Below are 24,354 nucleotides of genomic sequence, written 5' to 3'. Positions count from 1 at the left end.
GGAACGGCAACTTTTGATCCGTGTCTGTAGTTTCTGTGACCAGATTAACGGCCGGCTCCAACTAATTGGGAAGAATCCACTTTTTCCTCGATGGGGGCATGAAGAGCTTGTTCCAGGGGAGCGCAACCAAATCGTGATTCCAGAATCGCCATCACCTCCCGGCCAAAGTCGTTGGGGTTCCGTTTCCAGGCCTGGAGACAGACTTCTCCAAAGACTGATCCCAAGGGTTCCGGATTCCAGAGGAGTTTTTTCGCTACCCAAGGTAAGTGAATCGCCAGGGGATCATAGCCCGGTTTGAGAATATTTTTCTTGAAGGCGTATTCTTCCAGATGGGTGTGGGGTTGCAGGCCAATGAAGAAAATCGCTGGTTCAACCTTGTCCGCACCAAAAATCTCTTCCAAAGCTCGGTGATAAGCCACAGTCTGGGCAATGGTCTCGGGCCGCTCATCAATCACATTAAAGGAGTAATTTACAGAAACCAAATCATTAAAACCGGCCGCTTTTAAGTCCCGACAGTTTTCTAGTACCGTCCGCAGGTTGTAACCCATCCGCATTTTCCGCACGAGTTCTTGGGAGCCGCTGGTAATCCCGATTTCAAAGTAATTCATCCCCGTTTGCACCATCAGCTCACAGAGACGGGGAGTGAGATTATCGGCCCGAATATAGGCCGCCCAGTGAATATCTTTCATGCCCGCCGCCAAGATTTTTTCCAGGAGTTCTTCCACATCAGGAATAAACTTGCGGGCTGGGATAAATTGCGCGTCCGTAAACCAAAAATTCCGCATTCCCTTGGCATAAAGTTGCTGCATCTCCGCCACCACTTCATCGGCCGGGTTGATTCGGACTTGTTTCCCTTCAACGACGGTATAAACGCAATAGCAACAGTTATGGGGACAGCCGCGCTTGGTTTGCACGCCTATATAGAAGTCATCTTCTTGGAAGTAATACTCAAATTCGGGCCAAATCTGGCTGATGTAGGGATAATCACAGGCGGTTTTCTCAATCGGGGTTGGCCATTCATGGATCAAGCGATCCCGTGGCGCACTTTCTCCGACTACATAACAGCGTTCTTGACGAAACTCTTTACCCTGCAATAAATTCGTTAACAGGCTTTCCCCTTCGCCGACTGAAATAATTGTGCCTTGGGGTAAACTTTTGCCCAGTTGTTGATAAAAAACACTGACCGCCCCACCACCGACAACGGTTTTGATTTCGGGATGATATTTTTTTGCCCGTTTTAGGCCTTGTTTAATCAAACTCAGATTTCGCCACAGTTCCAATAAATAGGTTGAGGCCATCCGCAAGCCCCCCCAGGCCCCGCGCAGTTTAATCAGGGGATTTTTGGCGTAGTAAAACTCAAAGGCATTTTGTAAGGGATTACCGCCACGGCCGCCCACGGGTGCATAGATTTGAATATCCCGCCAGGAAAAAACCAGTACCGTTGGCTGAAAATGATCAATACATTCATTCAATGCGACACGAAAGTCCAAGGGTGGCACTGTCCCCAAATCAAAAATCCGCTGCTCAACCCCTGGCAGTTGCTTGTGAATGTGATCCGCAAGATAAACAACACCAATGGGGAAAATGGGGTTACAGGGCAGTCGGACATACAAAACTCGGTCTGATTTGGGGTTGTCCATGACTAAAAGCCTATAGTGAGAGAAATAAAAATACTTCACACTTCTTTATTTTCTAGCACAATGCTCTCAGACTCAGGCCTGGGGATCAGGATTAGAGATGATCTGCCTAAGTTGTAGTTGACTTTACAATCAGCATTTTTTAGGAGTGTTAGCCTCTAAGGGTCGTTAGTCGCGCTCGCGTGTAGTGATCTCCTCCATGTCTCAGGTCTTTGATCCCGTCCCCAGCGAACACCCCGACCGGATTCTTTGCTGCTATGTCAATGTCAGTAGCAAAATGCAGATCGCCCGGATTACCAACATTCCCAATTGGTATTTTGAGCGGGTTGTCTTCCCAGGCCAGCGGCTAGTGTTTGAGGCTATGCAGGCGGCCCAGCTAGAAATTCATTCTGGGATGATGGCCAGTGCGATTTTATCCGACACGATCCCCTGCCAACGCCTGGTTATCCAAGAGGGGGGAGAACAGTTCTTTACTACCGATCCCTATGCCCAACAACGGATTGAAGAATTTAATGAGGGTCGTTCTCCCGTACCCAGCCTCAGTGGCGAGCGTGACAGCTAGGAAGACTTAGATATATTTTACTTGCTGTAACTAATTTGGTGATTGATTTTGGGCTGCTTTTGCCTCCGACCAGTTTTTTGCCAGAGTAATCAAGTCTGAGGGCAACATCACAATTGTCGTCGTGTTATTTTCTGCGCCAATTTCTGTTAGCATTTGTAGCCGTCTCAACTCTAAAGCCGCCGGGTTTTCCATAATGTTACGAGAGGCTTCCGATAGTTTGATGGAGGCTTCCTGTTCGGCAGTGGCTTTAATTAAACGGGCCCGTTTTTCCCGGAAAGCCTCCGCTTCTTTGGCCATAGCCCGCTGCATTCCTAGAGGAATTTCTACATCCTTCATTTCCACCCGCTCAATCTCAATTCCCCAGGGTTCTGTAATTTCATCAACAATTTCTTGAACTTTCTGATTGATCCGATCTCGATTTTGTAAAACATCATCCAAATTGTTCTGCCCGACCACATTCCGCAGGGTTGTCATAGCCACCTGATACACGGCCATTTGATAATTTTCGACCCGGTTAATGGCTTTATCCCCTCGCAAAATCCGATAATACAAAACCGCATTGACTTTGATGGTGACACTATCGGCAGTGACCGTTTCTTGAGGCTCGATATCTACCGTTTTTGTGCGGACATCTAATTGCACCTTTTGATCCATAAGTGGCACAATCCAATACAGGCCAGGCCCCCTGACCCCTTGTAATCGCCCCAACCGAAAAATGACTCCCCGTTGATATTCCCGATCCAACTTAATCCCGCTACTGGCAAAGATGAACAGGGCAATTAAAATCGTGATGACTGGGCCGCCCATAGAAACCCTACCCTAAACAATGAGAGTTACTTTTATTGTCCTCCTCTTCTCCTCGGTTTGCATAAACTCTTGATTTCTTGTCACTGAGTCTAGTTGTGGATGCTGTCAATAGTTATCTGATCGGCTGGATACAATTCAATGTAACCCCTAACCATCGTTCCCAAAGCAATGAACCCAAACCCCTTATACTCAAGGATGGCAAGCTGTTTAACCTGAACAATTTTTCCTATGGTGACTTCAACTCCCTCAACCCAAAAATCTATTCTGCGCTATGGCGTGGTTGGGGCCAGACGGTTTAGTAATTACTTTTGGGCTGTCGTTGTCGCCATTGGGGGCCTGGGCTTTTTTTTGGCGGGGCTATCGAGCTACTTACATCAAAACCTTTTACCCATCGGCAATCCGCTGGAACTAGTGTTTATTCCCCAGGGGATCGCAATTGGCTTTTATGGCGTAGCGGCATTGCTCCTTTCCACCTATCTGTGGTTAACCATTGCTTGGGATGTGGGTGGTGGTTACAACGAGTTCAATAAGGAGACGGGTCAAGTCAAGGTGTTTCGCTACGGCTTTCCGGGGAAAAATCGCATCATTGAAATTTCTTGCCGGATGAGTGATGTCCAGGCCTTGCGGATCATTATTCGGGAGGGGTTCAATCCCAAGCGGGCTTTGTATTTACGCATTAAAGGACGAGGGGAAATTCCCTTAACCCGTGTTGGCCAACCCCTACCCCTAGCGGATTTAGAAAATCAAGGGGCTGAAATTGCTAGTTTTCTCGGTGTCCCCATGGAAGGACTGTAGCTCTAAGACATAGGGGTTAGGATGGATTTCACCCGCTCGGCATCAATGAAGCTAATTGGGTGCTGGGAAACCTGTTCCAACATCATGACTAAATTCTCTGGGCGTAGTAGCGTGCCGTCATGGCGACAACTGCCTAAATAGTGAATCTTAATCTTGGCCTGGGATGCGGTCTATGACTAATTTGTGAAGCGAGAATAAGGACATTTTGCTATCGAAGGCGAGGTGTGAAGACAAAAGGTAAAATTTATTATCAAAACCAAGGGAGCAGAACCGTTACAGTATTTTAGATTTTTGGGTTCCAAAATATGTGGTACCGTCGGACAGTAACGCTTGCTAGAATTTTCAGTTAAAACTTGTTTGACTTCCTGCTTGATCAACTGCCATGAAAACTCAGATTCCTCCCCTAGAAAATGGCGACCGGATGAACCGCTATGAGTTTGAGGCGCGAGCTAATATCCCGGCAGCCCCCAAAAAACTGGAATTAATTAATGGAGTGGTATTCATGGCCGCAGCGTTACGATATCGTTCCCATGGTTTACCCCATAGCTACATTATCGGTTGGTTGGCTCTTTATGCAGCGAATACGCCCGGCATTGAATTGGCCGATAATGCCACGATTCGTTTAGATGCAGATAACGAACCCCAACCCGATGCACTGCTTCGTATTGAAACAGAGTCCGGCGGACAATCACACATTAGCAAAGACGATTATATTGAGGGCGCACCAGAGTTAATTGTTGAAATTGCGGGATCGACATTTTCCTACGATTTACATGACAAACTAGAAGTCTATCGCCGCCATGGAGTTAAGGAATATATTGTTTGGCGGGTTTATGATCACCAGATTGATTGGCTTTATTTGCAGGAAGGACGGTATGTTTCCTTGCTCCCTAATGAACGTGGACTAATTGAGAGTAAAACATTTCCAGGCCTGGTCTTGGCCCTCGCATCCATGCTTGAGCACAATTTGCTTGATGTTTTGGCAAGACAGCAGGAACAATTGAAGTGTGATCGATATGTTGAGTTTTGCCAGAAATTACAAAATCAAAAATCCTAAAGGTGTGCCATTATTTCGATTACTATTCATAAAAGTAGTGTATTAAAAACTAGTAAGAATAAAGTAATTGGCCTGGGGGCAATGCTGAATTGGGATTAAGGGGATTGTGTTTTTTATCGTTGAGCAGGAGGGGTATAAATGACTGTTGCGCTGGAGTCGAAAACCTGGACAGATGCAGAATTTATGGACTTGCCCAGTGATGGCCATCGTTATGAGTTGGTGAACGGGGAGGTGGTGGATATGGGTAATTCGGGGATGGAGCATGGCTATTTTGCTTCTATTTTGTTGGCAGAATTAACAATCTTTGTACGTAAAAATAAGTTAGGGGCAATTTGTGACTCTAGCACGGCTTTTACACTAAAAAATGGTAATAAACGATCCCCTGACATTGGCTTTATTGGTCGGGAGCGTCTAAGGGGGTTGAGTCGCCCCTTAAGGGGATTTTTTGAGGGTGCGCCGGATCTGGTTGTGGAGATTCTATCGCCTGGAAATACGGTCGAAGAAATGCACCAAAAAATCGTCGAGTATTTTGCCAATGGGACGCGTCTATTGTGGAAAGTTGATCCAAGTGAGCGATCTATTTTGGTTTATCACAGTTCTGAGCCAGATCAGTTGTTAGGCATGGGTGATTCCTTGGATGGAGAAGATATTGTTCCAGGTTTTTCCATGGCTGTAAATGAATTGTTCGAGGCCTGGGATTTTTAATCTAAACCAGAATCATTCTTACTCGCTCTGCCTTTTGTAATGAGATAGGTATTCCCGCAACAGTTTCTAACATCATCACTAAATGCTCTGGCCGTAAAAGTGTGCCATCATTGCGACAACTGCCCACATAGCGCATCTTGGCTTGAGAGTTAGTTTCTAATAATTCAATTTCAAATAATCGCTCTCGTAAATTCACCTGTTTCTTTTTACCTGATTTTGTTTTGGTTTCATGGGGAAACTCAGGTGCATTCAGAATTTCCTCAACCCAGTCTTTCCAGGCCCCGCTTTCTTCCCCTTCACAATTCACGGTTAAAACATATTCAGCTTGATCTAAAATTTGCGTGGCAGAGGGAGCAGATAGGGGAATTTCCTGCACATCATAAAGTGGTAAATCGGTTGGGAGTTGGGCCGCTAATCGGGCCTGAAATTCAACCGAATCACAAGTTTGCCACAATTCAAAATCCACAATTTCACCCGTACTTGTCATTCCCAACGGTAAGGCATTGGCCGGGGCAATTCGGGGCGAAGGATGAAACCCATTGGTAAAGGAAATCGGTAAGCTGGCCCGGCGTAAGGCCCGATCAAATAAGCGCAACAAATCCAAATGACTGATGAGGGCTAAATCCCCCAATTTGCCAAACCACACCCGTAAACGTTGAATCCGCTCACCGTGGGCCTGGGGCTGTCCTTGGAATTCGGGAATCGGTAACGGTGGCACAACGACATTATGGCCAAACTCAGAGCCACACACGCCGCAACTGTAACAGGCATCAAAGGAGCAATCCGGCACAACTACGGCTTCGAGAGCTTTTTTCAAGTCAGTTTTTAACCAGCGTTTGCTCACCCCCGTATCAATGTGATCCCAAGGCAAGGGCGCATTGAGATTCCAATCAGCCAGGATTTCTTTGGTCGTCTTGGCCTGGGATTCATCGGGTTGTGATTCAAAAATATTCCATTCTCCGGCAGCCACTTTCCGGTATTCCCAACTTAATCCGGCTTGATCAATCGCATCTGTCCAGGCCCCGTAAGCTCGCTCCACACTTTCCCACCAGGAATCTTCCCGTGCCCCCAATTCCCAGGCCTTGGCAATCACCTGACCCAATCGCCGATCGCCGCGCCCGACAAAATCCTCCATCGCCGAGATTCTGACATCGGTAAAGTTCACTTTCAAGCCCCGGATCGTCCGCAATTCGGCCCGGAGTAACTCCTGTTTGCGCGTAAATTCTTCCGTTGAAACCGAATGCCATTGAAAAGGAGTGTGAGGTTTGGGTGTGAAGTTAGAAATCGTGACATTAAAACTCATCGCTTTGCGGCCCTTTTGCCAACATTCTGACTTCAGCCAGCGAATCATCTCAGCAATGCCCAAGACATCGGCATCAAGTTCCCCCGGCAGGCCAATCATGAAATAAAGTTTGACCTTATCCCAACCCTGTTCATAGGCTGTTTTTACACCGCGCAGGAGTTCCTCATTGGTCAGGCCCTTGTTGATAATGTCCCGCAAACGCTGGGTTCCGGCCTCTGGGGCAAAGGTAATGCTGCCTTGACGGGTTCCGCCGAGAATATGGGCAATGTTTTCATCGAAGCGATCCACCCGCTGACTGGGTAATGAGAGGGAAATATTTTCATCCTTGAGCCGGTTTTTAATTTCCAGGCCCACCGCTGGCAAGGCTAAATAATCAGAACAACTCAGAGACAGTAAGGAAAACTCGTTATAGCCCGTAGCCCGCATCCCTTTTTCAATCGTTTCAATCACCTGATCCGGATCCACATCACGGGCCGGTCGCGTTAACATTCCCGGCTGGCAAAACCGACATCCCCGCGTACAACCTCGGCGAATTTCCACCGTCAACCGATCATGCACCGTCTCAACAAAAGGGACTAAACCAATGGAAAACTCCGGCCTGGGGGTGGCCACACGGCGAAGAATTTTTTCGGGGACATCCTCACGGCATCGAACAACCGCACCAGACTCAGTTCGCTGATAAAACCGTGGGACATAGACCCCTGGCACTTGGGCTAGGTTCAGGAGTAATTCCACCCGATTTAACCCCGCTGCTTTGCCTTGAGCCACCACCTCGCCAATTTCCGGCAAAACCTCTTCCCCATCCCCCAGGGCAAAAAAGTCAAAAAAGTCGGCATAGGGTTCGGGGTTCGATGTGGCGGTTTGTCCCCCGGCAAAAATCAAGGGAATTTCGGTAATGGAAGCCGTTTGACGTTCCGCCCATGTCAAGGGAATCTGGGCTAAATCCAGCATTTCCAGGATGTTAGTCGCGCCCAATTCATAGCTGAGGCTAAACCCCAAAATGTCAAATTCCCCTAAAAATCGCCGCGATTCCACTGCAAATAAGGGCGTATCTGTTTCCCGTAACTTGGCGGCTAAATCTCCCCCCGGTAAATAGGCCCGATCACAGAGTTGTTGGGCTTGAGCATTGAGGATGTTGTAGAGAATAATATGGCCCAGGTTCGAGGCTCCGACTTCATAGACTTCTGGATAGGTCAAGGCCCAGCGCACCGTGGCCGAGTTCCATGCTTTATGAACCGCTCCTAATTCTTTGCCTAAATACCGGCCTGGTTTGGCAATGTCTGCGGTTAATAAGGATTCGACTGCTACGGCCATAGTTTTTTGATCCAAATTTCAAGGACGGCTGCGTACGATCTCGCAATCTCCACTCTAGCCCAGGCCCCGCTGGCAAATCAGTAATATCCAGCCGATGATTAAGCATGAAGCCTTTCGGTTATGACCCATGGAGCTAAAAATTTGCCCCGAACAGCCTGCGGATATTCCCCAAGTGCAGAGAGTCAATGAATTAGCCTTTGGTCGCGGGTCTGAAGCAGAACTAGTTAACAAACTCCGGGGCCTGGTTGGGACGTACTCATTTGTGGCGGTGGTTCAGGGGCAAGTGGTGGGCCATGTCTTTTTCAGTCCCGTCAGAATTTTAGGGCAGTCTCCAGAGCATCTCTCCCTGCTTGGCCTGGCTCCAGTGGCGGTTCTCCCCGATTGGCAACGGAAGGGTATTGGCCAGCGTTTAATTTCTCAAAGTTTAGAGTCGCTCAAGTTAGCAGGAGTTGCGGCTATTGTTGTCCTCGGTGATCCGAACTACTACCAACGTTTTGGATTTGTCACAAGTCAGTTCCATCGCCTGGCCTGTGAGTTCGATGTGCCTGATGAGTACTTTATGGTATTAGAGTTAAATTTAGGCTGTCTCAGAGATTCTCAAGGCACGATTCAATATCTCCCTGCATTTCAAGAGCTTGAATGACACATCAGTGCATAATTGGCTTTTGAGACCTAGACTTAATGATCAGGTTGCTCGGTCTTGTTGGTGAACCCCTGCATCTTGAAGAATTTTCCGGTGTTCATCCAAATCGAATAAAGTAAGAGAAGCACAAAAGTAAAAAGAGACAACCCAGAAATGACAAAACTGGAAAAAGTGATCCCCCTAGATGGGCGGGATCTGCATTTGACAATTGGCTGTTTTGCACCCCAGGCCGATGGTGCTGTCTTAGTTCGTTCCGGGAATACCGCTGTCTTAGTCACCGCAACCCAGGCCGGAACACGAGATGGCATTGATTTCTTACCCTTAACGGTCGATTACGAAGAACGCCTCTATGCAGCCGGTCGGATTCCGGGAGGTTTTTTACGGCGAGAAGGCCGGCCTCCGGAAAAGGCTATTTTGACAGGTCGGTTAATTGATCGCCCCATGCGGCCCCTATTTCCCAGTTGGCTCCGGACGGATATTCAAATTGTTGCCACCACGGTTTCGATGGATGAACAGGTTCCCCCCGATGTTTTGGCTGTAACAGGAGCTTCCATTGCTGTTCTTTTAGGGCAAATTCCCTTTAATGGGCCGATGGCGGCGGTGCGGGTTGGCCTGGTCGGCGATGACTTTATTATTAATCCGACTTACGCCGAAATTGAAGCGGGTGATCTGGACTTAGTCGTGGCTGGCACCGATGCGGGTGTGGTCATGGTGGAAGCTGGAGCGAATCAACTGCCGGAACAAGATGTCATCGAAGCCATTGACTTTGGCTATGAAGTGGTTCGCGACCTCATCCAGGCCCAGCGAGATTTATTGGCCGAGCTAGGAATTCCCCTGATTGAAGTGGCAGCCCCAACCCTCGACCCCACCCTGCAAGATTTCATCTACCAAAAAGCCGCAGGCCCCATTCAAGAAGTTCTCCAACGCTTTGAACCCAAAACAATCCGGGATGCTGCCCTCGATGAAGTCCAGGCCGCGATTGGACAAGATATTAACGCCCTCGATGAAACCGATCCAGTCTATACCGCTGCTACTGCCTCACCCAAAGCCCTGCCCACCCTGTTTAAGAGTGTCACCAAAAAACTGATGCGCCAACAGATTATCGAAAAAGGCGTGCGGGTTGATGGTCGCAAACTGGATGAAGTTCGCCCGATTAGTTGTGATGTCGGGGTTTTGCCGACTCGGGTTCATGGCACCGGCCTGTTTAATCGGGGTCTGACTCAAGTCATGTCGGTGGTGACCTTGGGGACTCCCGGTGATGCCCAGGAAATGGACGATCTCCACCCTGATGAAGAAAAACGGTATCTCCACCACTACAATTTTCCGCCCTACTCAGTCGGTGAAGCTCGCCCAATGCGCTCTCCAGGCCGGCGGGAGATTGGGCACGGAGCCTTGGCGGAGCGGGCCTTAATTCCTGTTTTACCCCCCCAACAAGAATTTCCCTATGTAATCCGGGTGGTCTCAGAAGTGCTTTCGTCTGATGGTTCGACTTCGATGGGGTCTGTCTGTGGTTCAACCTTAGCCTTGATGGATGCAGGCGTTCCCATTCTCAAACCCGTCAGTGGCGCGGCGATGGGACTGATTAAAGAAGGGGAAGAAGTCCGCATTCTCACGGATATTCAGGGAATTGAAGATTTCCTTGGGGATATGGACTTCAAAGTAGCTGGAACGGAAACCGGGATTACGGCCCTGCAAATGGACATGAAAATTACGGGTTTACCCCTCGATGTGATTACCCAGGCCATCCAACAAGCCCGCCCAGCCCGTCTCCACATCTTGGAAAAAATGCTGGCCTGTTTACCTACTAGCCGCAGTCATCTCTCTCCTTTTGCCCCGCGCCTGATCTCCTTCAAAATTGAACCGGAGTTGATTGGTCTCGTCATCGGGCCGGGCGGAAAGATGATCAAAAGCATCACCGAGGAAACCGGAGCCAAGGTGGATATTCAGGATGATGGCACGGTCACGGTTTCCGCCATTGATGAAGACAAAGCCAAACGGGCCCGCAGCATCATCCAAGGCCTAACCCGCAAAATCAACACGGGCGATGTCTTCCTCGGCAAAGTCACTCGCGTCATTCCGATTGGGGCCTTTGTTGAATTTCTGCCCAATAAAGAAGGGATGATTCATATTTCCCAATTGGCCGAATACCGAGTTGGCAAAGTGGAAGATGAAGTGAACGTTGGGGATGAAGTCATCGTCAAAATTCGCGAAATTGATCCACGCGGTCGGGTTAACCTAACGCGCTTAGGCATCCATCCCGATGAAGCGGTGGCGGCCCGAACAGTGGTTGCTGAATAAAACTCAAGGGAGAATACTCTAAATAGTCGAGTGGGCCATCAGGGAGAGCCGCAGTCCGTTGGTAACAAATCTATCCCTGCTGCACTAAGCTGCCTGGAACTCTAGATTGCCCCCTCGCTGACAGCATCTTTACAGTCAATCTCTACAGGCTTACGCAGATTGTTCTGAATCATGATGATTTTGGCACTCTGCCAGCAAGCGGCCTGTGAACGAACCCCAATCTATCGCGTTATGCAGACTGTTCTGAGAGAGTAGAAATCTTAAAAAGACTGCCCATAAAGCATTTTCTGACTTGTCCCAATAAGCGCCCTAAATAGTAACGCCATAGGTAAAAACGCCGCTCTATGAAATCTTCCAATGGGTAACCCTAGATTCAGCACATTCATATTCACCCGATCTACTTTTCCCAGGCCATAGGGGTAGAATTTAAGCTCTCCGTGTAGGTTGCAAAGATTTACTAAGAAAAAGGTTACAAATCGCCAGCATTTGTGTAGTTTTCTATACTAAGCTTAGGCAAACAGGTCTGATTAGGGGGCAGGTTTAGATGGGGATCACGGATCTCTCTCAGAATCTTTTTCCTCTATTGCTAAGCTTTGTTTTCCTCGGCTTTGGTGCATCATTTTTCGGCAAGAATATAGCTTCTTCTTCAGAGGGCTTATTGTACCGTGAAGGTGTGGCCATCGCTATCTCCGTATTCTCGATTGACAGGCAATGCTTCTATGACAATTACGGTCAGTTCTGTGCGTCCTACGTGGGCCCCTGAGACTCAAAATCGTTACGCTTGGCCGGTTCGTAAATATGATCCCCAGTCCCTCAATCGTTACTACGGATTCCGTCCTTGGCTAACCTTTGGTCGCCTCTTCCGCATCATTGCCTTGTTCACCCTTTTTTGGTGCAAACTTCGCTGGGATGAGTGGTTTAATCAAACGGAAGAAAATTTGCCAATCCGGGCGATGCAATTGCGGCAACTCTTAATTAAGCTCGGGCCCACTTTTATTAAGGTTGGTCAGGCCCTCTCCACCCGCCCAGATCTGATTAACCGGAATTATCTAGACGAATTAACTTTACTCCAAGACAAACTTCCGCCATTCTCCAACGACATGGCTCGAGCCATCATTGAGCGGGAGCTCAGTTTGTCCTTAGCCGAAGCCTATGCCGAATTTTCCATCGACCCAGTGGCCGCCGCCAGTTTAGGGCAGGTGTATCGGGCCAAGCTCCATACCGGGGAAGATGTTGCGGTCAAAGTCCAACGCCCCAACCTCCTGCCTGTCCTCACCAAAGATTTATACCTACTCCGACTATTGGTGAACTGGTTTGGGCCGTTTCTACCCCTGAATTTAGGCCATGACCTCCGGGACATTGTCGATGAATTTGGCCGCAAGCTTTTTGAAGAAATTGACTACATTAACGAAGGCCATAATGCCGAAACTTTTGCCCGGAATTTCCGTGATGACCCAACGGTGAAAGTCCCCAAAATTTACTGGCGCTACACAACCCAACGAGTGTTAACCCTGGAGTGGATCAATGGCCTGAAGCTCTCTCAAACTCAATGTATTGTTGATGCCGGAGCAGACCCAGATCAACTCATTCGGGTTGGGGTTATTTCAGGTTTACGGCAACTGCTAGAATTTGGTTTTTTCCATGCGGATCCCCATCCTGGAAACCTGTTTGCCCTGGCCGATGGCCGGATGGCCTACATTGACTTTGGCATGATGGATCAACTGGAGGAGGCGACCAAGGAAAGTCTTGTGGACGCGGTGGTGCATCTAGTCAATAAAGATTATGCTCAGTTAGCCCAGGATTTTATTAAACTCGGATTTCTCAGTCCAGAAACAGACATTAATCCGATTATTCCCGCCTTAGAAGATGTTTTAGGCAGTATAGTCGGCTCCAGTGTGAGTGATTTTAATTTCAAAACTATTACGGATCGCTTTTCCGAGCTGATGTTTGAGTATCCGTTCCGAGTGCCGGCCAAGTTTGCCTTGATTATTCGCTCACTAGTGACTCAGGAAGGGATTGCCCTCTGCTTAAATTCTGATTTTCGGATTGTGGATGTGAGCTATCCCTACATTGCCCGGCGATTGTTACGGGGTGAGTCTCCTCAGTTGCGGCGGCGATTGTTGGATGTTTTATTTAAGGATGGCAGACTCCAATGGCAACGCTTAGAAAACCTGATCACCATTGCCCGCACAGATACCCATTTTGATATGGTCCCCACTGCCACGATGGGGCTGCAATTTCTAATGTCAGAAGAGGGTAAATATCTCCGGCGGCAAATTGTGTTGGCTCTGACGGAAGATGATCGGCTCCATACCGAGGAAGTTCAGCGACTCTGGAACTTAGTCAAAGCTGATTTACCGCCTTTTTCCTTGATGGATGTGGCCTTGGGAGCTTTAACCGGGGCAATGGCTGGAAACCGGCTTGAATCAGGTGTACCTGTGGCTAGTTAGGACGTTTGAATCGGATGCTTCAGTTTTCCAAGGCGATCCTGGTTGGACTCGGCCTGGTAAGTGGGGTACTGATGCTCAGTCCAGTGGTGATGGCCGATAATGAGGTCAGGGGATTAATTGAGTCTGTTGATCGGCATAGCTAATCTTTCGTTTCTCAAGGTATTAAATTTTTTGTTACTTCTGTAAGTGACTATGACGATGGGTTGCAGAGTTTTGCGCATCTCCGGCCTGGCTTGCGGGTTGAGGTTCAATTCGACTAGCGGAACTCAAACCATGAGGTGATTGAAGTAGAAGGGGAGGATAAGTAAAAAGACAGAGAGGTAAGGCTCTAAAATGGCTGTGGCAGAAACAGTTTTCGGTATATTGAGATCATCATTGCATCCACTCCAGATTAGAGAGGAAGTCAGTCGGGTAATGAGTCAATCCCTTGGTTAGTAACTCTCTGATTAACTTAATTGTGCCACCGATTGCGGGGGGGGTAATTGGCTACTTCACCAACGATTTAGCCATTTCCATGTTGTTTAAGCCCTATCGGCCAGTTAAAATTGGGGACTATCAACTTCCCTTTACCCCAGGCCTGATTCCGCGTAATCAAGAACGTCTGGCCCGCCGGATTGCTGATGCTATTTTAGGCTCTTTGTTAACCCCAGAGGAATTAGAGAATCTGGCCCGGCGGCTCCTGCAAACTGAACGGGTTAAAGCGGCAATTTTTTGGTTATTAGAACTGACCTTAGAGCAAGTCAAAAGCCAAACCGAACAGCGTTCAGCCCAAGTTTTAGCTAATATTCTCCGAGACTTATTTGGACAAAGTTTACCCCGTTTAGTCAAGGCCTGGGCCCGGCGCAATGATTTTTTAGAGACTCAATTAAACCAAATTTTTGACCAAGTTCTAGTGGAGTTGCAATTTAGTGAGGACCAGGCCGGGAAGTTAGCCGATTGGCTCTTGCAAGTGGTCTTACCCCCAGATCGATTACGGATTGCCCTGATTGATTTTTTAACGGATCGCAACATCGAAATTTTAGATGAACGGTTACGGGAAAAAACCAGTGGCACCTATTGGATATTAGCTAATCTCTTTGGGGCCAGGAATACACTGGTTCGCTTGCGGGACTATTGTGTTCATGAACGAGAGGAATGTAACCAGCGGTTAGGGGATCTAATTATTGCCTTGGGAATTCGAGAACGCTTGTTGGAATCGCTACAAAACATTACTTTACAGAGTTTACCGATTGCGACAACCCGCCAATTACGAGTCTTGTTCCAACACAGTGTGCGGGACTATATCCAACGGCAAGGCTTGCAATTTGTGCAGGGATTTAGTCAAACCGTGGATTGGGATCACATGGCATTAACGATTCTCAATCGCCTCAAAAGTTCAACAACCTTGACCCAATCTTTGGCTGTCGTTAGCGAAGATTTAGCCTTGGTTTTGGAACGCTATTTAGAACGGGATTTAGAAATGATCGTAGAAAAAGCCATCCCGATTTTGGATTTAGACACGGTGATTATGGAACGGGTGAAGGCCACCTCGCCGGAAAACTTAGAAGCCGCCATTCAAGGCATTGTTAAAACCGAACTCCAGGCTATTGTCAACTTAGGAGGCGTGTTAGGCTTTCTGATTGGGTTGGGGCAAACACTATTTCTGGCCTGGCAGGGTTAATCAGGTATTGAGTCCCCTCAAATTCGCCAGGCCTCTAGGAGTCGCGAGAAGTAAAATTGAGTCTTCGTCATGGCATTCCGCTCAATCCGCCAACCTAGACTGGTGAGTATCTTGACAATTTCTGACTCCCGATGGAGGTAGGCGCGAGTGGCTTTGCTAGGGCCGGGAAAAAACTCACCAATTTTTTTGAGAATGGTATAGGCGGTGGTTTTTGGGGCAAAGCTGAGGATTAAACGATGGCTGGCGAGACTAGTAAGATGGGCAATCATGGCCTGGGCCTTATCTTCGGGATAGTGGATCAACACATCCAGGCAGATCACCGTGTGGTACTCACCCCGCAAGGTTTCTAAATCTGAAACTGAGAAAATTAAATTATCGGTGCGCTCTAGAGTAGCCGCCGCCCGTTCTTTGGCTTCCGTGACCATTTTTTCGGATAGATCACTGGCATAGATTCTCGCTCCGGTAGCTGCTAAGGGAATGGTTAAACTGCCAACACCACAGCCCGCATCACAGATTAACTTGCCAGCCATATTGGTATCGGCCTTCATCCAGCTAATCACGGTGTCAATGGTTTGTTGATGGCCGGTACGAATATCCGCCTGGACTTTGTTGACTTCCCCATCACCATAGATCCGCCGCCAGCGATCAAAGCCAACGGTGTTAAAGTAATTCTGCACAATGGTCTTGTCGTCAGTCTGTTCAGGGGTTGGAGGCTTGATAGGGGTCATAGGGGCCTGGGCTAGGGAAAAATTAGCAATCGTCCGCACTTTATTTTAAGGGCCTGGGGAGAAAGAGGGGCAGGGGTGACATGGCCGATTCCCGTCAACATTTTTTTGTTTATGGCACATTAAAGCCTGGTTATCGGGGCTTTCATCAGTTTTGCCAGGCCCATAATCCCCACATCCAACCGGCTCAAACCTCTGGACGGATTTATCATCTCCCCCAGGCTGGCTATCCTGCCATGACGAAGGAGTCCGGCCGGGTAAGGGGTATCCTCCTAATTTTTGAAAATGTTCCGGGCCTGATGGCAACCCTTGATGATTATGAAGGCTATAATCCCCAAGCCGCCCCAGACCAAAATCATTATCAACGGATCTGGCAACGGGTATGGAGCTTGAGTGGGGCAGATTTAGGCGGGGCCTGGGTCTATGTCATGGGACTCGAACGGGTCAAACGAGAGCATGGGCAGTGGTTACCCAATGGAGAATGGCCGAAGATCTAGCCCGTTGGGGGTAATGAGTGGAGTTGGGCCGCAGCCAATTATGACCACAGGCAACTTATAATCAAACTCTTAAATAAATCTCTAGTGCTTATGATCAATATTCCCGATCCGGCCTGGGTAGCGGTTGGGGCTGTCCCTGGGGCTTTATGCCGTTATTACCTCAGTCTTTGGGCGTTGAAACAGTGGGGGGGAAACTTTCCCTGGGGAACCTTGATGGTTAATGTTTCTGGCGCGTTTTTAATTGGATTCGTAGCGATGTGGCCTTGGGCATCCTCCTTACCCCCTGGGATGAAGTTGATGATCCTAACGGGATTTTTGGGAGCCTATACCACCTTCTCCACCTATGCCTTAGATACGGTTAACTTGGGACGAAATCGGGTGGGACAGAAAAATTGGCTCTATGGCATTGGGAGTCCTTTGGCTGGCCTGGGGGCTGGGGAATTGGGAGTCCTGCTGGGGCAGCATTGGTTTTGACTCGGGCCAATCACAACACTGCGGGACAATCCTTAACTCCCTCTAGGCCAAAATTGTATCCTCAGATTCTCAGGTAGGGCCTGGAGTACACTAGAACTGTAACAACGGTAAAGAATCCGTTACCATAGCCGTATTCTCTACTTTGCCGGACGAGAGGTTTCAGCAATACATGGGCAAAATTGTTGGCATTGACTTAGGGACAACAAACTCCGTGGTTGCGGTCATGGAAGGGGGAAAGCCCATCGTCATTGCTAATGCTGAAGGGTCTCGGACAACCCCATCTGTAGTCGGTTTTGGCAAAGAGGGAGAGCAGTTGGTGGGGCAATTAGCTCGCCGCCAGGCCGTGTTAAATCCCCAAAATACCTTCTATGCGGTGAAGCGGTTTATCGGCCGCCAGTATAGTGAACTCAACGAAGATTCTAAGCGCGTCCCCTACACGATTCGCCGTGATGAAAATGGCAACATTCGCTGTAAATGCCCACGGCTTCAAAAAGAATTTGCGGCCGAAGAAATCTCAGCCATTGTCCTCCGAAAGTTGGTGGAAGATGCCAGCCGCTATCTGGGGCAAGCCGTCACCGATGCGGTGATTACAGTCCCCGCCTATTTTAATGACTCCCAACGTCAGGCCACCCGCGATGCTGGGCGAATTGCTGGCTTAAATGTGCGGCGGATTATTAATGAACCGACAGCGGCATCTTTAGCCTATGGCCTGGATCGGCAACAGGAACAAACAGTTTTAGTCTTCGACTTGGGCGGTGGTACCTTTGATGTCTCGATTTTGGATGTCGGGGACGGGGTGTTTGAAGTTAAGGCCACCAGTGGCGATACCCAACTCGGCGGGAATGACTTTGATCAGTTAATTGTGGACTGGTTAGCCAAAGCATTCCTGAAAGAAGAAAACATTGATTTACGCCGCGACCGCCAGGCCCTGCAACGGCTAACCGAAGCTGCTGAAAAAGCCAAAATGGAGCTTTCTGGACTGTTAGAAACGAACATCAGCCTCCCCTTTGTCACGGCCACCGCCGACGGCCCCAAACATATTGAAGTCAACCTCAGCCGCAGTGAATTTGAGAATCTGAGCCAAGAGCTTTTAGAACGGTTGCGCTATCCGGTGGAACAGGCCCTCAGAGATGCCCGCTTACGTCCGAACCAAATTGATGAAGTGGTTTTGGTGGGGGGCGCGACCCGGATGCCCATGGTGCAAAATCTGGTGCGGCAGTTAATTGATCTCGAACCCAATCAAAACGTGAACCCGGATGAAGTTGTTGCCGTTGGGGCCGCCATCCAGGCCGGGATATTAGCCGGAGAAACCAAGGATATTTTGCTCTTAGATGTGACACCACTATCCCTGGGCCTGGAAACCATCGGCGGCGTGATGAAAAAGCTGATTCCCCGCAACACCACCATCCCCGTCCGCCGTTCGGATATTTTTTCCACTGCTGAAAATAACCAAAGCCAAGTGGAAATTCATGTCCTCCAAGGGGAACGGGACTTAGCCGAAAATAATAAATCTCTGGGCCGGTTTAAGCTCACTGGGATTCCCCCCGCCCCCCGCGGTATTCCCCAAATCCAAGTCTCCTTTGATCTGGATGCCAATGGCCTGCTCCAAGTCACGGCTCTAGATCGCTATTCTGGCCGAGAGCAAAGTATTTCCATTCAAGGTGCTTCGACCCTTTCAGAAGATGAAATTGACCGAATGCTCAAAGATGCCGAGAGCCAGGCCGAAGCTGACCGCAACCGCCGGGAACAAATTGAAAAACGGAACCGGACTCAAGACTTAATCACCAAAGCGGAACGCCAACTCCGGGAAGCCTCCCAACTGTTAGGATTTCAGTTTGCGGCTGCCCAACGCCGTCAGGTAGAGGCCTTAATCCGGGAACTGCAAGCCAGCGTCCAGGCCAGTGATGAGCGACAAATAGACCTGAAATTTGCAGCCCTCCAAGAAGCCCTCTACGAATTTGCCCAAGCCGTCCGCCAGGCCCAGGAAGACATAGACGAGGAAGATGATCTCTTCAAAATGCCGAATATTGGAGAAGCGGTCTCGAAAGGGATGGATGTGGTGCGGGGCAGGGTTCCAGCCAATTCCGGTAGTCGCGGCTATAACGATGAGTGGGAAACAACCCCCAGCAGTGGCACCAGACGGCGGAATGGTCGCACCACAGAGGCTCCGGCCTGGGATTCCTGGGATGATGACGATGATTGGTAGAACCTAACACCATGCAAAACTTTCGTGATTACTACCAACTCTTAGGCGTAGATCGGGCTGCTTCGGGGGATGAAATCAAAAAAGCCTATCGCCGCCAGGCCCGGCTCTACCATCCTGATCTGAATCCGGGAGATCTTAACGCCGAGGAAATGTTCAAAGCCATTGGGGAAGCCTATCAAGTCCTCAGTGATCCAGCCAAACGGGATCAGTATGACCGCTATGGGGCCCACTGGCAACAACCGGGATTTAATAGCCGCCAACGGGAGCGCAATCGCAGCGCCACAGTCCGCAGTAATGGGGTTGGCCGGGCGGCGGTGGCTGAAGGGATTGAGATTGAAGACTTTGATGATTTTCAAGACTTTTTAGACCAACTCCTAGGCCGGCGCGGCAAAACCACCTATACCACTCGCCGGAGTCCTACTGCCGCAGAACGCAGAACAGGTCCAGAGGATCCTTTTCGGCCGGGAGTGACGAAAAATACCTATAGTCCCAGGCCCCTGCGCCGTGATGCCGAAGCCTCTTTGGAAGTGCCCCTCGAAAAAGCCTACCAAGGGGGGCGGGAGCGAATTCGTCTCGGAGATGGCCGCTCCTTAGAAGTCACCTTACCGCCGGGGATGATCACGGGGCAACGGATTCGACTCCGCAATCAAGGTACAGGGGGTGGAGATCTCTACCTCAGAATTGAAATTCTCCCCCACAATCTCTTTCGTCTTGACGGAATTGATGTCATTTGCCAGTTACCCGTGACTCCCAGTGAAGCGGTTTTAGGGGGGCAAATCGAAGCTCCAACCTTAGATGGCTGGGTCAAGCTTTCCGTACCTCCAGGAGTTCGCTCTGGCCAACGGCTCCGTTTAGCCGGCAAAGGCTATCTCACCGAAGCGGGAGAACGGGGCGATCAGTTGGTGGAAATACGGATTGAAGTCCCACGGGATATTTCCCAGGCCGAGCTAGACCTCTATCGCCAACTGCGCCAAATGGAAACCTACAACCCCCGCGACCAATTGTTATAGGACTGGGGCCAACTCAAAACCGATGGGAAGGGGCTGTGACTGGGCTAGGATTTGAGAAAGGCCGATTGAAGCAATCTTGCGGGAGGGGCTAATGCCGAAATTGGTGCTGTTTTGTTGCTTTCCTTAGCTCATGTATGGAATTATCTTTAACCCAGGCCGGGCGCACAACCCTCAATGACAAACTCTCCCAACGGTTTATTAAGTTAGACCCTGGTGGCTACTTCATTATTTACGTTGATGCTGAAAATGCCCTGATTGTGGCCAAACATTACACCAACATCGTTAATGACAAGGGCCTAGCCTTAGATCCGGATACAGGCTTACCGATTCCCACCCGTGGCAAAAATGTCCGGGAACCCGCCCATGTGTTTCAAGGTCGGACTGCCAAGGAACTCTGTATTGAGATTTTTGAAACCCCCGATCCTTGCTTAGTCACTTGCTTAGATCACGCAGCCTACTTGGGGCGAGAGTTTCAACGGGCTGAGCATTGTCTGGATTTAGGTCTTTCCTATGTGCAGGATTAACGGATGAAGCAACGATGGCAACGGCGATGGCTCTGGGGACTGGGCCTGCTACTGAGTGTTTGTAGTGTCTTGGGCTGGGGGCTGGGGGCCTGGAGTCAAGGGGCAGATCCAGCCCAACCAAGCTTAGGTAGGTTGCGTTTGGGGGCTGAGTTATACGTCCAACGGTGCGGCAGTTGTCATTTACCAGTTCCAGCCCAAACCCTATCGACCGATACTTGGCGTGTCCTGATTCAAGACATCAACCACTACGGCATTCAACTCCAACCCCTGCCTAAATTAGACTTCAATTTAATTTGGCCCTATTTACGCACCTATTCCCGCCCGATTCGGACTGGGGAAACAGTTCCCTATCGCCTGAGACAATCTCGCTTCTTTCGCGTCTTGCACCCAGGGGTAGAGTTGAGTCAGCCCATTGGCCTGGGTAGCTGTAAAAGCTGCCATCCCGCCGCCCAGCAGTTGGACTACATCACCTTAGTGCCCAATTGGCAGCAATTTTCAACACCCACTGCGCCATAATTTCCAGAGAAGCCCAATGTCGGGGATATCCGTTCAACCGGCCCTCATCTGCCCAGGCCAGCCCGACTTTTGTAAACTAAGAGCAACTAACTCTCTTTTGCCTATGTCCGCTGGCACGGTTGAGACCCAACTGCAACAAGTCCGTCATCTTTTGGTTTTGGAAGATGCTCAGGGGCGGCGGCCAATTCTCCTCGAAGCGGCAACCTACACCATCGGCCGAGATCCGACTAATTCAATTGTTGTTGCCTCCAAACTGGTCTCCCGCCAACACGCCATCTTACTGCGGGTCACAGCCCCCGATTCGGCTAACTATTTGTTTCGGATGGTAGATGGGGACTTACAAGGTAAACGGAGTACCAATGGGATTTTAATCAATGGTCAGCGGCAATTTTCCCACGACTTGCAAGATGGAGATATGATTTCTTTCGCTGGAGATGTGAAAGCCCGCTACTTTGCCTTCCAAAATATGACCGATGAGGAGTTTAATGGCTTTTGGGAAAACTCGGATATTTTGGGATTTATTTCTAAAGCAAGTAACCCCTATTCAACCTTGGTACCCTCGGCAACAGCGGCGGAGTTGGCTGAGTTTAGTGAGGCGGCCTTAGTCCGTTTAGCCTCCTATCCTGAACTGACTCCTAATCCAATTGTTGAAATTGATCTAAAGGGGAGCATTACCTATGCCAACCCCGCAGCGGTGATGGAATTTAAGAATATCCAGGCCTTAGGAATGCAACACCCGATTTTAATTGGTTTACAGGAGTTAGCCACCCGAGTCGGCAAGCACCGGGAAAAGGTCAATATCCGTGAAGTGGAAATTGGCGATCGCATCTATGAACAGTCCATTCATTACATCTATGAAAGTGAGTTGATTCGTACCTATGTGACGGATATTACTGATCGCAAACGGGCCGAAGAACAACTCCGGCAGCAGGCCCAACGGGAAGCGGTGATTAACCGGATTATCCAGGCCATGCGGACAACGATGGTCGTGACAGAAGTATTACAAATCACCGCAGATTTACTCTTAGAAGCTCTCGGGGCCAGCTATTGCTTAATCAGCCCCCACCAGACGGAAACATTCATCATCGCCCAGGCCAGGCATTTGACAGCAACCCCGCCCCCAGAGTTGAGGAGATTAAATCAGGATAGTTATCAGCAGTTTCTTGAGCCATTACAGTTGGGGCAACAGGTGCTACTTTGGTCAGATCAACCAGAAATTTCTACAGATTTCAGGCCTTATTTTGATTCCCTCTGTTTACATACGCTGTTGATTACACCACTCATTTATCTCAATCGCTACCTTGGTAATATTACCCTGATTCAAACCCAAGCTAATTCTCGGCTGTCTCAATGTTTAGTCCCTGAGAAATTTGCCCAAGATGATCGCCCCAGTTGGACAACAGAAGATCTGAGCTTGGTTAAAATCATTGCGGATCAATGTGCCTTGGCCATTCATCAAGCCCTGTTATATCAGCAGGTACAGGAACTCAATGCCGATTTGGAGCAGCAGGTGACGGAACGGACGGCGGAACTGTTACAAAAAATGCAGGAATTGGAGCAACTGAATGCCCTCAAGGATGACTTTTTAAGTACGGTTTCCCATGAATTGCGCACGCCGATGGCCAATATCAAAATGGCTATTCATATGCTGCGGCAATTTCCCCTAGAGAAACGACAAGCCCGCTATTTAGAGATTCTGGCGAATGAATGTACTCGGGAAACAGATTTAATTAACGACCTGCTCGATTTACAACGCCTAGAAGCCCGGCCCGGCCCGGTGAGTCAGGAGCGTATTGACTTAAAAGAATGGCTCCCCCTTGTCATCGAACCCTTTCGGAGTCGAATGCAGCAACGCCAGCAACAGCTAATGTTTTCTTGTCCTCCCAATTTACCTCCCCTCGTCACAAATCGTCATGGCTTGGAGCGGGTTTTAGCAGAGTTGTTAAATAATGCCTGCAAATATACGCCGGATCAGGGTGAAATTGGCCTGGGAGTGGCCGTTCAGGATTTAGTTTTAGAGCCGCAATCCGGCCCCGCAAGTCTCAAACTGTGGGTCACCAATCAATCGGAAATTCCCACAAGCGAGTTACCGCGAATCTTTGATAAGTTTTATCGAGTACCGAACGCCGATCCTTGGAAACAAGGTGGGACTGGCCTGGGGTTAGCCTTGGTGAAAAAGTTAGTCGAGCAACTCAATGGTCAGATTACCGTAACCAGTGAACAGGGCATCACAACATTTTCAATTGAGCTACCCTGCCAACCTTAAATTGCCTCCCAGGCCCCTGGCTTTCCGATTTAATTACTCATCATCATGGGCAAAGCGATTATAGAGAAAGTCCAGAGCATAATTTCGGAGGCGATAAAATTCTGGATCCTCCATAATCCGTTCTCGTTGCCGAGGTCTGGGAAAAGGAATGGTTAAAATTTCACCAATTTGGGCTGCTGGGCCGTTAGTCATCATCACGAGGCGATCCGCCAAGAACAACGCTTCATCAATGTCGTGGGTAATCATCAACACCGTACAGCGATGATCATTCCAAATTTTCAGCAATTCTTCTTGCAGTTCTTCTTTGGTAATCGCATCCAACGCCCCAAAGGGTTCATCCAAAATCAACACTTCCGGCCGAATCGCCAAAGCCCGAGCAATGGAAACCCGTTGTTTCATCCCTCCAGAGAGTTGGGGTGGACATTTATCGGCGGCATCGGTTAAGCCAACCAGGGCCAAGTGTTCCCGCGCAATGGCCATTTTTTCCGGCCGGGATTTACGGGGATAGACGGAATCAACAGCCAAATAGATATTCTCTAGAGCACTTAACCAAGGTAAGAGGGCATAGTTCTGAAACACCACCATTCGATCCGGGCCAGGCCCCGTGATAGGGGTATTCCGTAAACTGACATAGCCACTACTGGGGGTCGCAAATCCAGACACCATATTCAAGAGGGTTGTTTTCCCACAGCCGGAATGGCCAATTAGGCAAATAAATTCTCCCGCCGCAACGGTCAAGTTCACATCTTGCAAAACTGGATAGGGGCCTTTGGGGGTGGGATAGACCTTGGCAACGTTTTCTAGAACTAAGAACTCATCAGGGGCCTGGGTGGGCAGTCGCAACGACGCAGAGTTGGGAGATTGAGTATTCAGCATTATAAATTTTCCTATAGCAAATAATATCA

The 24,354-nt window shown here is 49.1% G+C and carries 21 protein-coding genes; 16 read left to right on the top strand and 5 right to left on the bottom strand.

Annotated features, from left to right (window positions below):
- Positions 1 to 44: 44 nt before the first annotated feature.
- A complete protein-coding gene (locus SYN6312_RS14960) occupies positions 45 to 1,640 on the bottom strand; it encodes a photosystem II high light acclimation radical SAM protein (protein ID WP_015125740.1) in 1,596 nt (531 codons plus the stop codon).
- Between the two features lie 196 nt (positions 1,641 to 1,836).
- Between SYN6312_RS14960 and SYN6312_RS14955 the strand changes: the two genes are divergently transcribed.
- Positions 1,837 to 2,199: a DUF1830 domain-containing protein gene (locus SYN6312_RS14955; protein ID WP_015125739.1), complete on the top strand. Its 363-nt coding sequence runs from the start codon at positions 1,837 to 1,839 to the stop codon at positions 2,197 to 2,199.
- A gap of 30 nt (positions 2,200 to 2,229) precedes the next feature.
- Here the strand turns inward: SYN6312_RS14955 and SYN6312_RS14950 are convergent, their stop codons facing one another.
- Positions 2,230 to 3,006 carry a slipin family protein gene (locus SYN6312_RS14950; protein WP_015125738.1) on the bottom strand — a complete coding sequence of 259 codons (777 nt, stop codon included), beginning with the start codon at positions 3,004 to 3,006 and terminating at the stop codon, positions 2,230 to 2,232.
- 228 nt (positions 3,007 to 3,234) lie between these two features.
- On the opposite strand from SYN6312_RS14950, the gene SYN6312_RS14945 reads away from it, so the two are divergent.
- The 3 genes from SYN6312_RS14945 (at position 3,235) to SYN6312_RS14935 (ending at position 5,563) form a co-directional block, all read left to right on the top strand.
- Entirely contained in the window at positions 3,235 to 3,801 is a 567-nt protein-coding gene (locus tag SYN6312_RS14945) for a photosystem I assembly protein Ycf4 (protein ID WP_015125737.1), read from the top strand.
- Between the two features lie 382 nt (positions 3,802 to 4,183).
- Positions 4,184 to 4,858 (top strand): Uma2 family endonuclease, encoded by a 675-nt coding sequence (locus SYN6312_RS14940; RefSeq protein ID WP_015125736.1) that lies wholly within the window; start codon positions 4,184 to 4,186, stop codon positions 4,856 to 4,858.
- Between the two features lie 138 nt (positions 4,859 to 4,996).
- Positions 4,997 to 5,563, top strand: a complete 567-nt coding sequence (locus SYN6312_RS14935) for a Uma2 family endonuclease (RefSeq protein WP_015125735.1) — start codon at positions 4,997 to 4,999, stop codon at positions 5,561 to 5,563.
- Between the two features lies 1 nt (position 5,564).
- Here SYN6312_RS14935 and SYN6312_RS14930 read toward each other — a convergent pair whose 3' ends face one another.
- Positions 5,565 to 8,180: a TIGR03960 family B12-binding radical SAM protein gene (locus SYN6312_RS14930; RefSeq protein ID WP_015125734.1), complete on the bottom strand. Its 2,616-nt coding sequence runs from the start codon at positions 8,178 to 8,180 to the stop codon at positions 5,565 to 5,567.
- A gap of 127 nt (positions 8,181 to 8,307) precedes the next feature.
- Between SYN6312_RS14930 and SYN6312_RS14925 the strand changes: the two genes are divergently transcribed.
- From SYN6312_RS14925 to SYN6312_RS14910, 5 genes are all read left to right on the top strand, one after another.
- Positions 8,308 to 8,823: a GNAT family N-acetyltransferase gene (locus tag SYN6312_RS14925; RefSeq protein WP_015125733.1), complete on the top strand. Its 516-nt coding sequence runs from the start codon at positions 8,308 to 8,310 to the stop codon at positions 8,821 to 8,823.
- 153 nt (positions 8,824 to 8,976) lie between these two features.
- On the top strand, positions 8,977 to 11,121 hold the full coding sequence (locus SYN6312_RS14920; protein WP_015125732.1) for a polyribonucleotide nucleotidyltransferase: 2,145 nt from the start codon (positions 8,977 to 8,979) through the stop codon (positions 11,119 to 11,121).
- 719 nt (positions 11,122 to 11,840) lie between these two features.
- Positions 11,841 to 13,571, top strand: coding sequence for an AarF/ABC1/UbiB kinase family protein (locus tag SYN6312_RS14915; RefSeq protein WP_015125731.1), 1,731 nt, complete (start codon positions 11,841 to 11,843; stop codon positions 13,569 to 13,571).
- Positions 13,572 to 13,585: 14 nt separating this feature from the next.
- Positions 13,586 to 13,714, top strand: a complete 129-nt coding sequence (locus tag SYN6312_RS20790; RefSeq protein ID WP_256377480.1) for a hypothetical protein — start codon at positions 13,586 to 13,588, stop codon at positions 13,712 to 13,714.
- 284 nt (positions 13,715 to 13,998) lie between these two features.
- A complete protein-coding gene (locus SYN6312_RS14910) occupies positions 13,999 to 15,231 on the top strand; it encodes a DUF445 domain-containing protein (RefSeq protein ID WP_015125730.1) in 1,233 nt (410 codons plus the stop codon).
- A gap of 17 nt (positions 15,232 to 15,248) precedes the next feature.
- On the opposite strand, the gene bchM is transcribed toward SYN6312_RS14910, so the two are convergent.
- Positions 15,249 to 15,959 (bottom strand): magnesium protoporphyrin IX methyltransferase, encoded by a 711-nt coding sequence (gene bchM, locus SYN6312_RS14905; RefSeq protein WP_015125729.1) that lies wholly within the window; start codon positions 15,957 to 15,959, stop codon positions 15,249 to 15,251.
- Positions 15,960 to 16,039: 80 nt separating this feature from the next.
- Between bchM and SYN6312_RS14900 the strand changes: the two genes are divergently transcribed.
- From SYN6312_RS14900 to SYN6312_RS14870, 7 genes are all read left to right on the top strand, one after another.
- Positions 16,040 to 16,453 carry a gamma-glutamylcyclotransferase gene (locus SYN6312_RS14900; RefSeq protein WP_015125728.1) on the top strand — a complete coding sequence of 138 codons (414 nt, stop codon included), beginning with the start codon at positions 16,040 to 16,042 and terminating at the stop codon, positions 16,451 to 16,453.
- A 90-nt stretch (positions 16,454 to 16,543) separates the two neighbouring features.
- Complete coding sequence (gene crcB, locus SYN6312_RS14895; RefSeq protein WP_015125727.1) at positions 16,544 to 16,927, top strand: fluoride efflux transporter CrcB; 384 nt, start codon at positions 16,544 to 16,546, stop codon at positions 16,925 to 16,927.
- Between the two features lie 169 nt (positions 16,928 to 17,096).
- A complete protein-coding gene (gene dnaK / locus SYN6312_RS14890; RefSeq protein ID WP_015125726.1) occupies positions 17,097 to 19,133 on the top strand; it encodes a molecular chaperone DnaK in 2,037 nt (678 codons plus the stop codon).
- A gap of 11 nt (positions 19,134 to 19,144) precedes the next feature.
- Positions 19,145 to 20,143, top strand: coding sequence for a DnaJ C-terminal domain-containing protein (locus SYN6312_RS14885; protein ID WP_015125725.1), 999 nt, complete (start codon positions 19,145 to 19,147; stop codon positions 20,141 to 20,143).
- Positions 20,144 to 20,277: 134 nt separating this feature from the next.
- A complete protein-coding gene (locus tag SYN6312_RS14880; RefSeq protein ID WP_015125724.1) occupies positions 20,278 to 20,667 on the top strand; it encodes a DUF4346 domain-containing protein in 390 nt (129 codons plus the stop codon).
- Positions 20,668 to 20,670: 3 nt separating this feature from the next.
- A complete protein-coding gene (locus tag SYN6312_RS14875) occupies positions 20,671 to 21,183 on the top strand; it encodes a diheme cytochrome C (RefSeq protein WP_015125723.1) in 513 nt (170 codons plus the stop codon).
- Between the two features lie 103 nt (positions 21,184 to 21,286).
- Positions 21,287 to 23,449, top strand: coding sequence for an ATP-binding protein (locus SYN6312_RS14870; RefSeq protein WP_015125722.1), 2,163 nt, complete (start codon positions 21,287 to 21,289; stop codon positions 23,447 to 23,449).
- 33 nt (positions 23,450 to 23,482) lie between these two features.
- Here SYN6312_RS14870 and SYN6312_RS14865 read toward each other — a convergent pair whose 3' ends face one another.
- On the bottom strand, positions 23,483 to 24,325 hold the full coding sequence (locus SYN6312_RS14865) for a nitrate ABC transporter ATP-binding protein (protein ID WP_015125721.1): 843 nt from the start codon (positions 24,323 to 24,325) through the stop codon (positions 23,483 to 23,485).
- Positions 24,326 to 24,354 lie beyond the last annotated feature (29 nt).

Origin of the sequence: Synechococcus sp. PCC 6312, from assembly GCF_000316685.1 — a bacterium.
Classification (GTDB): domain Bacteria; phylum Cyanobacteriota; class Cyanobacteriia; order Thermosynechococcales; family Thermosynechococcaceae; genus Pseudocalidococcus.
The sequence above is the reverse complement of the archived record's forward strand: the minus strand, read 5'-3'. Positions and strand labels throughout refer to the sequence as shown.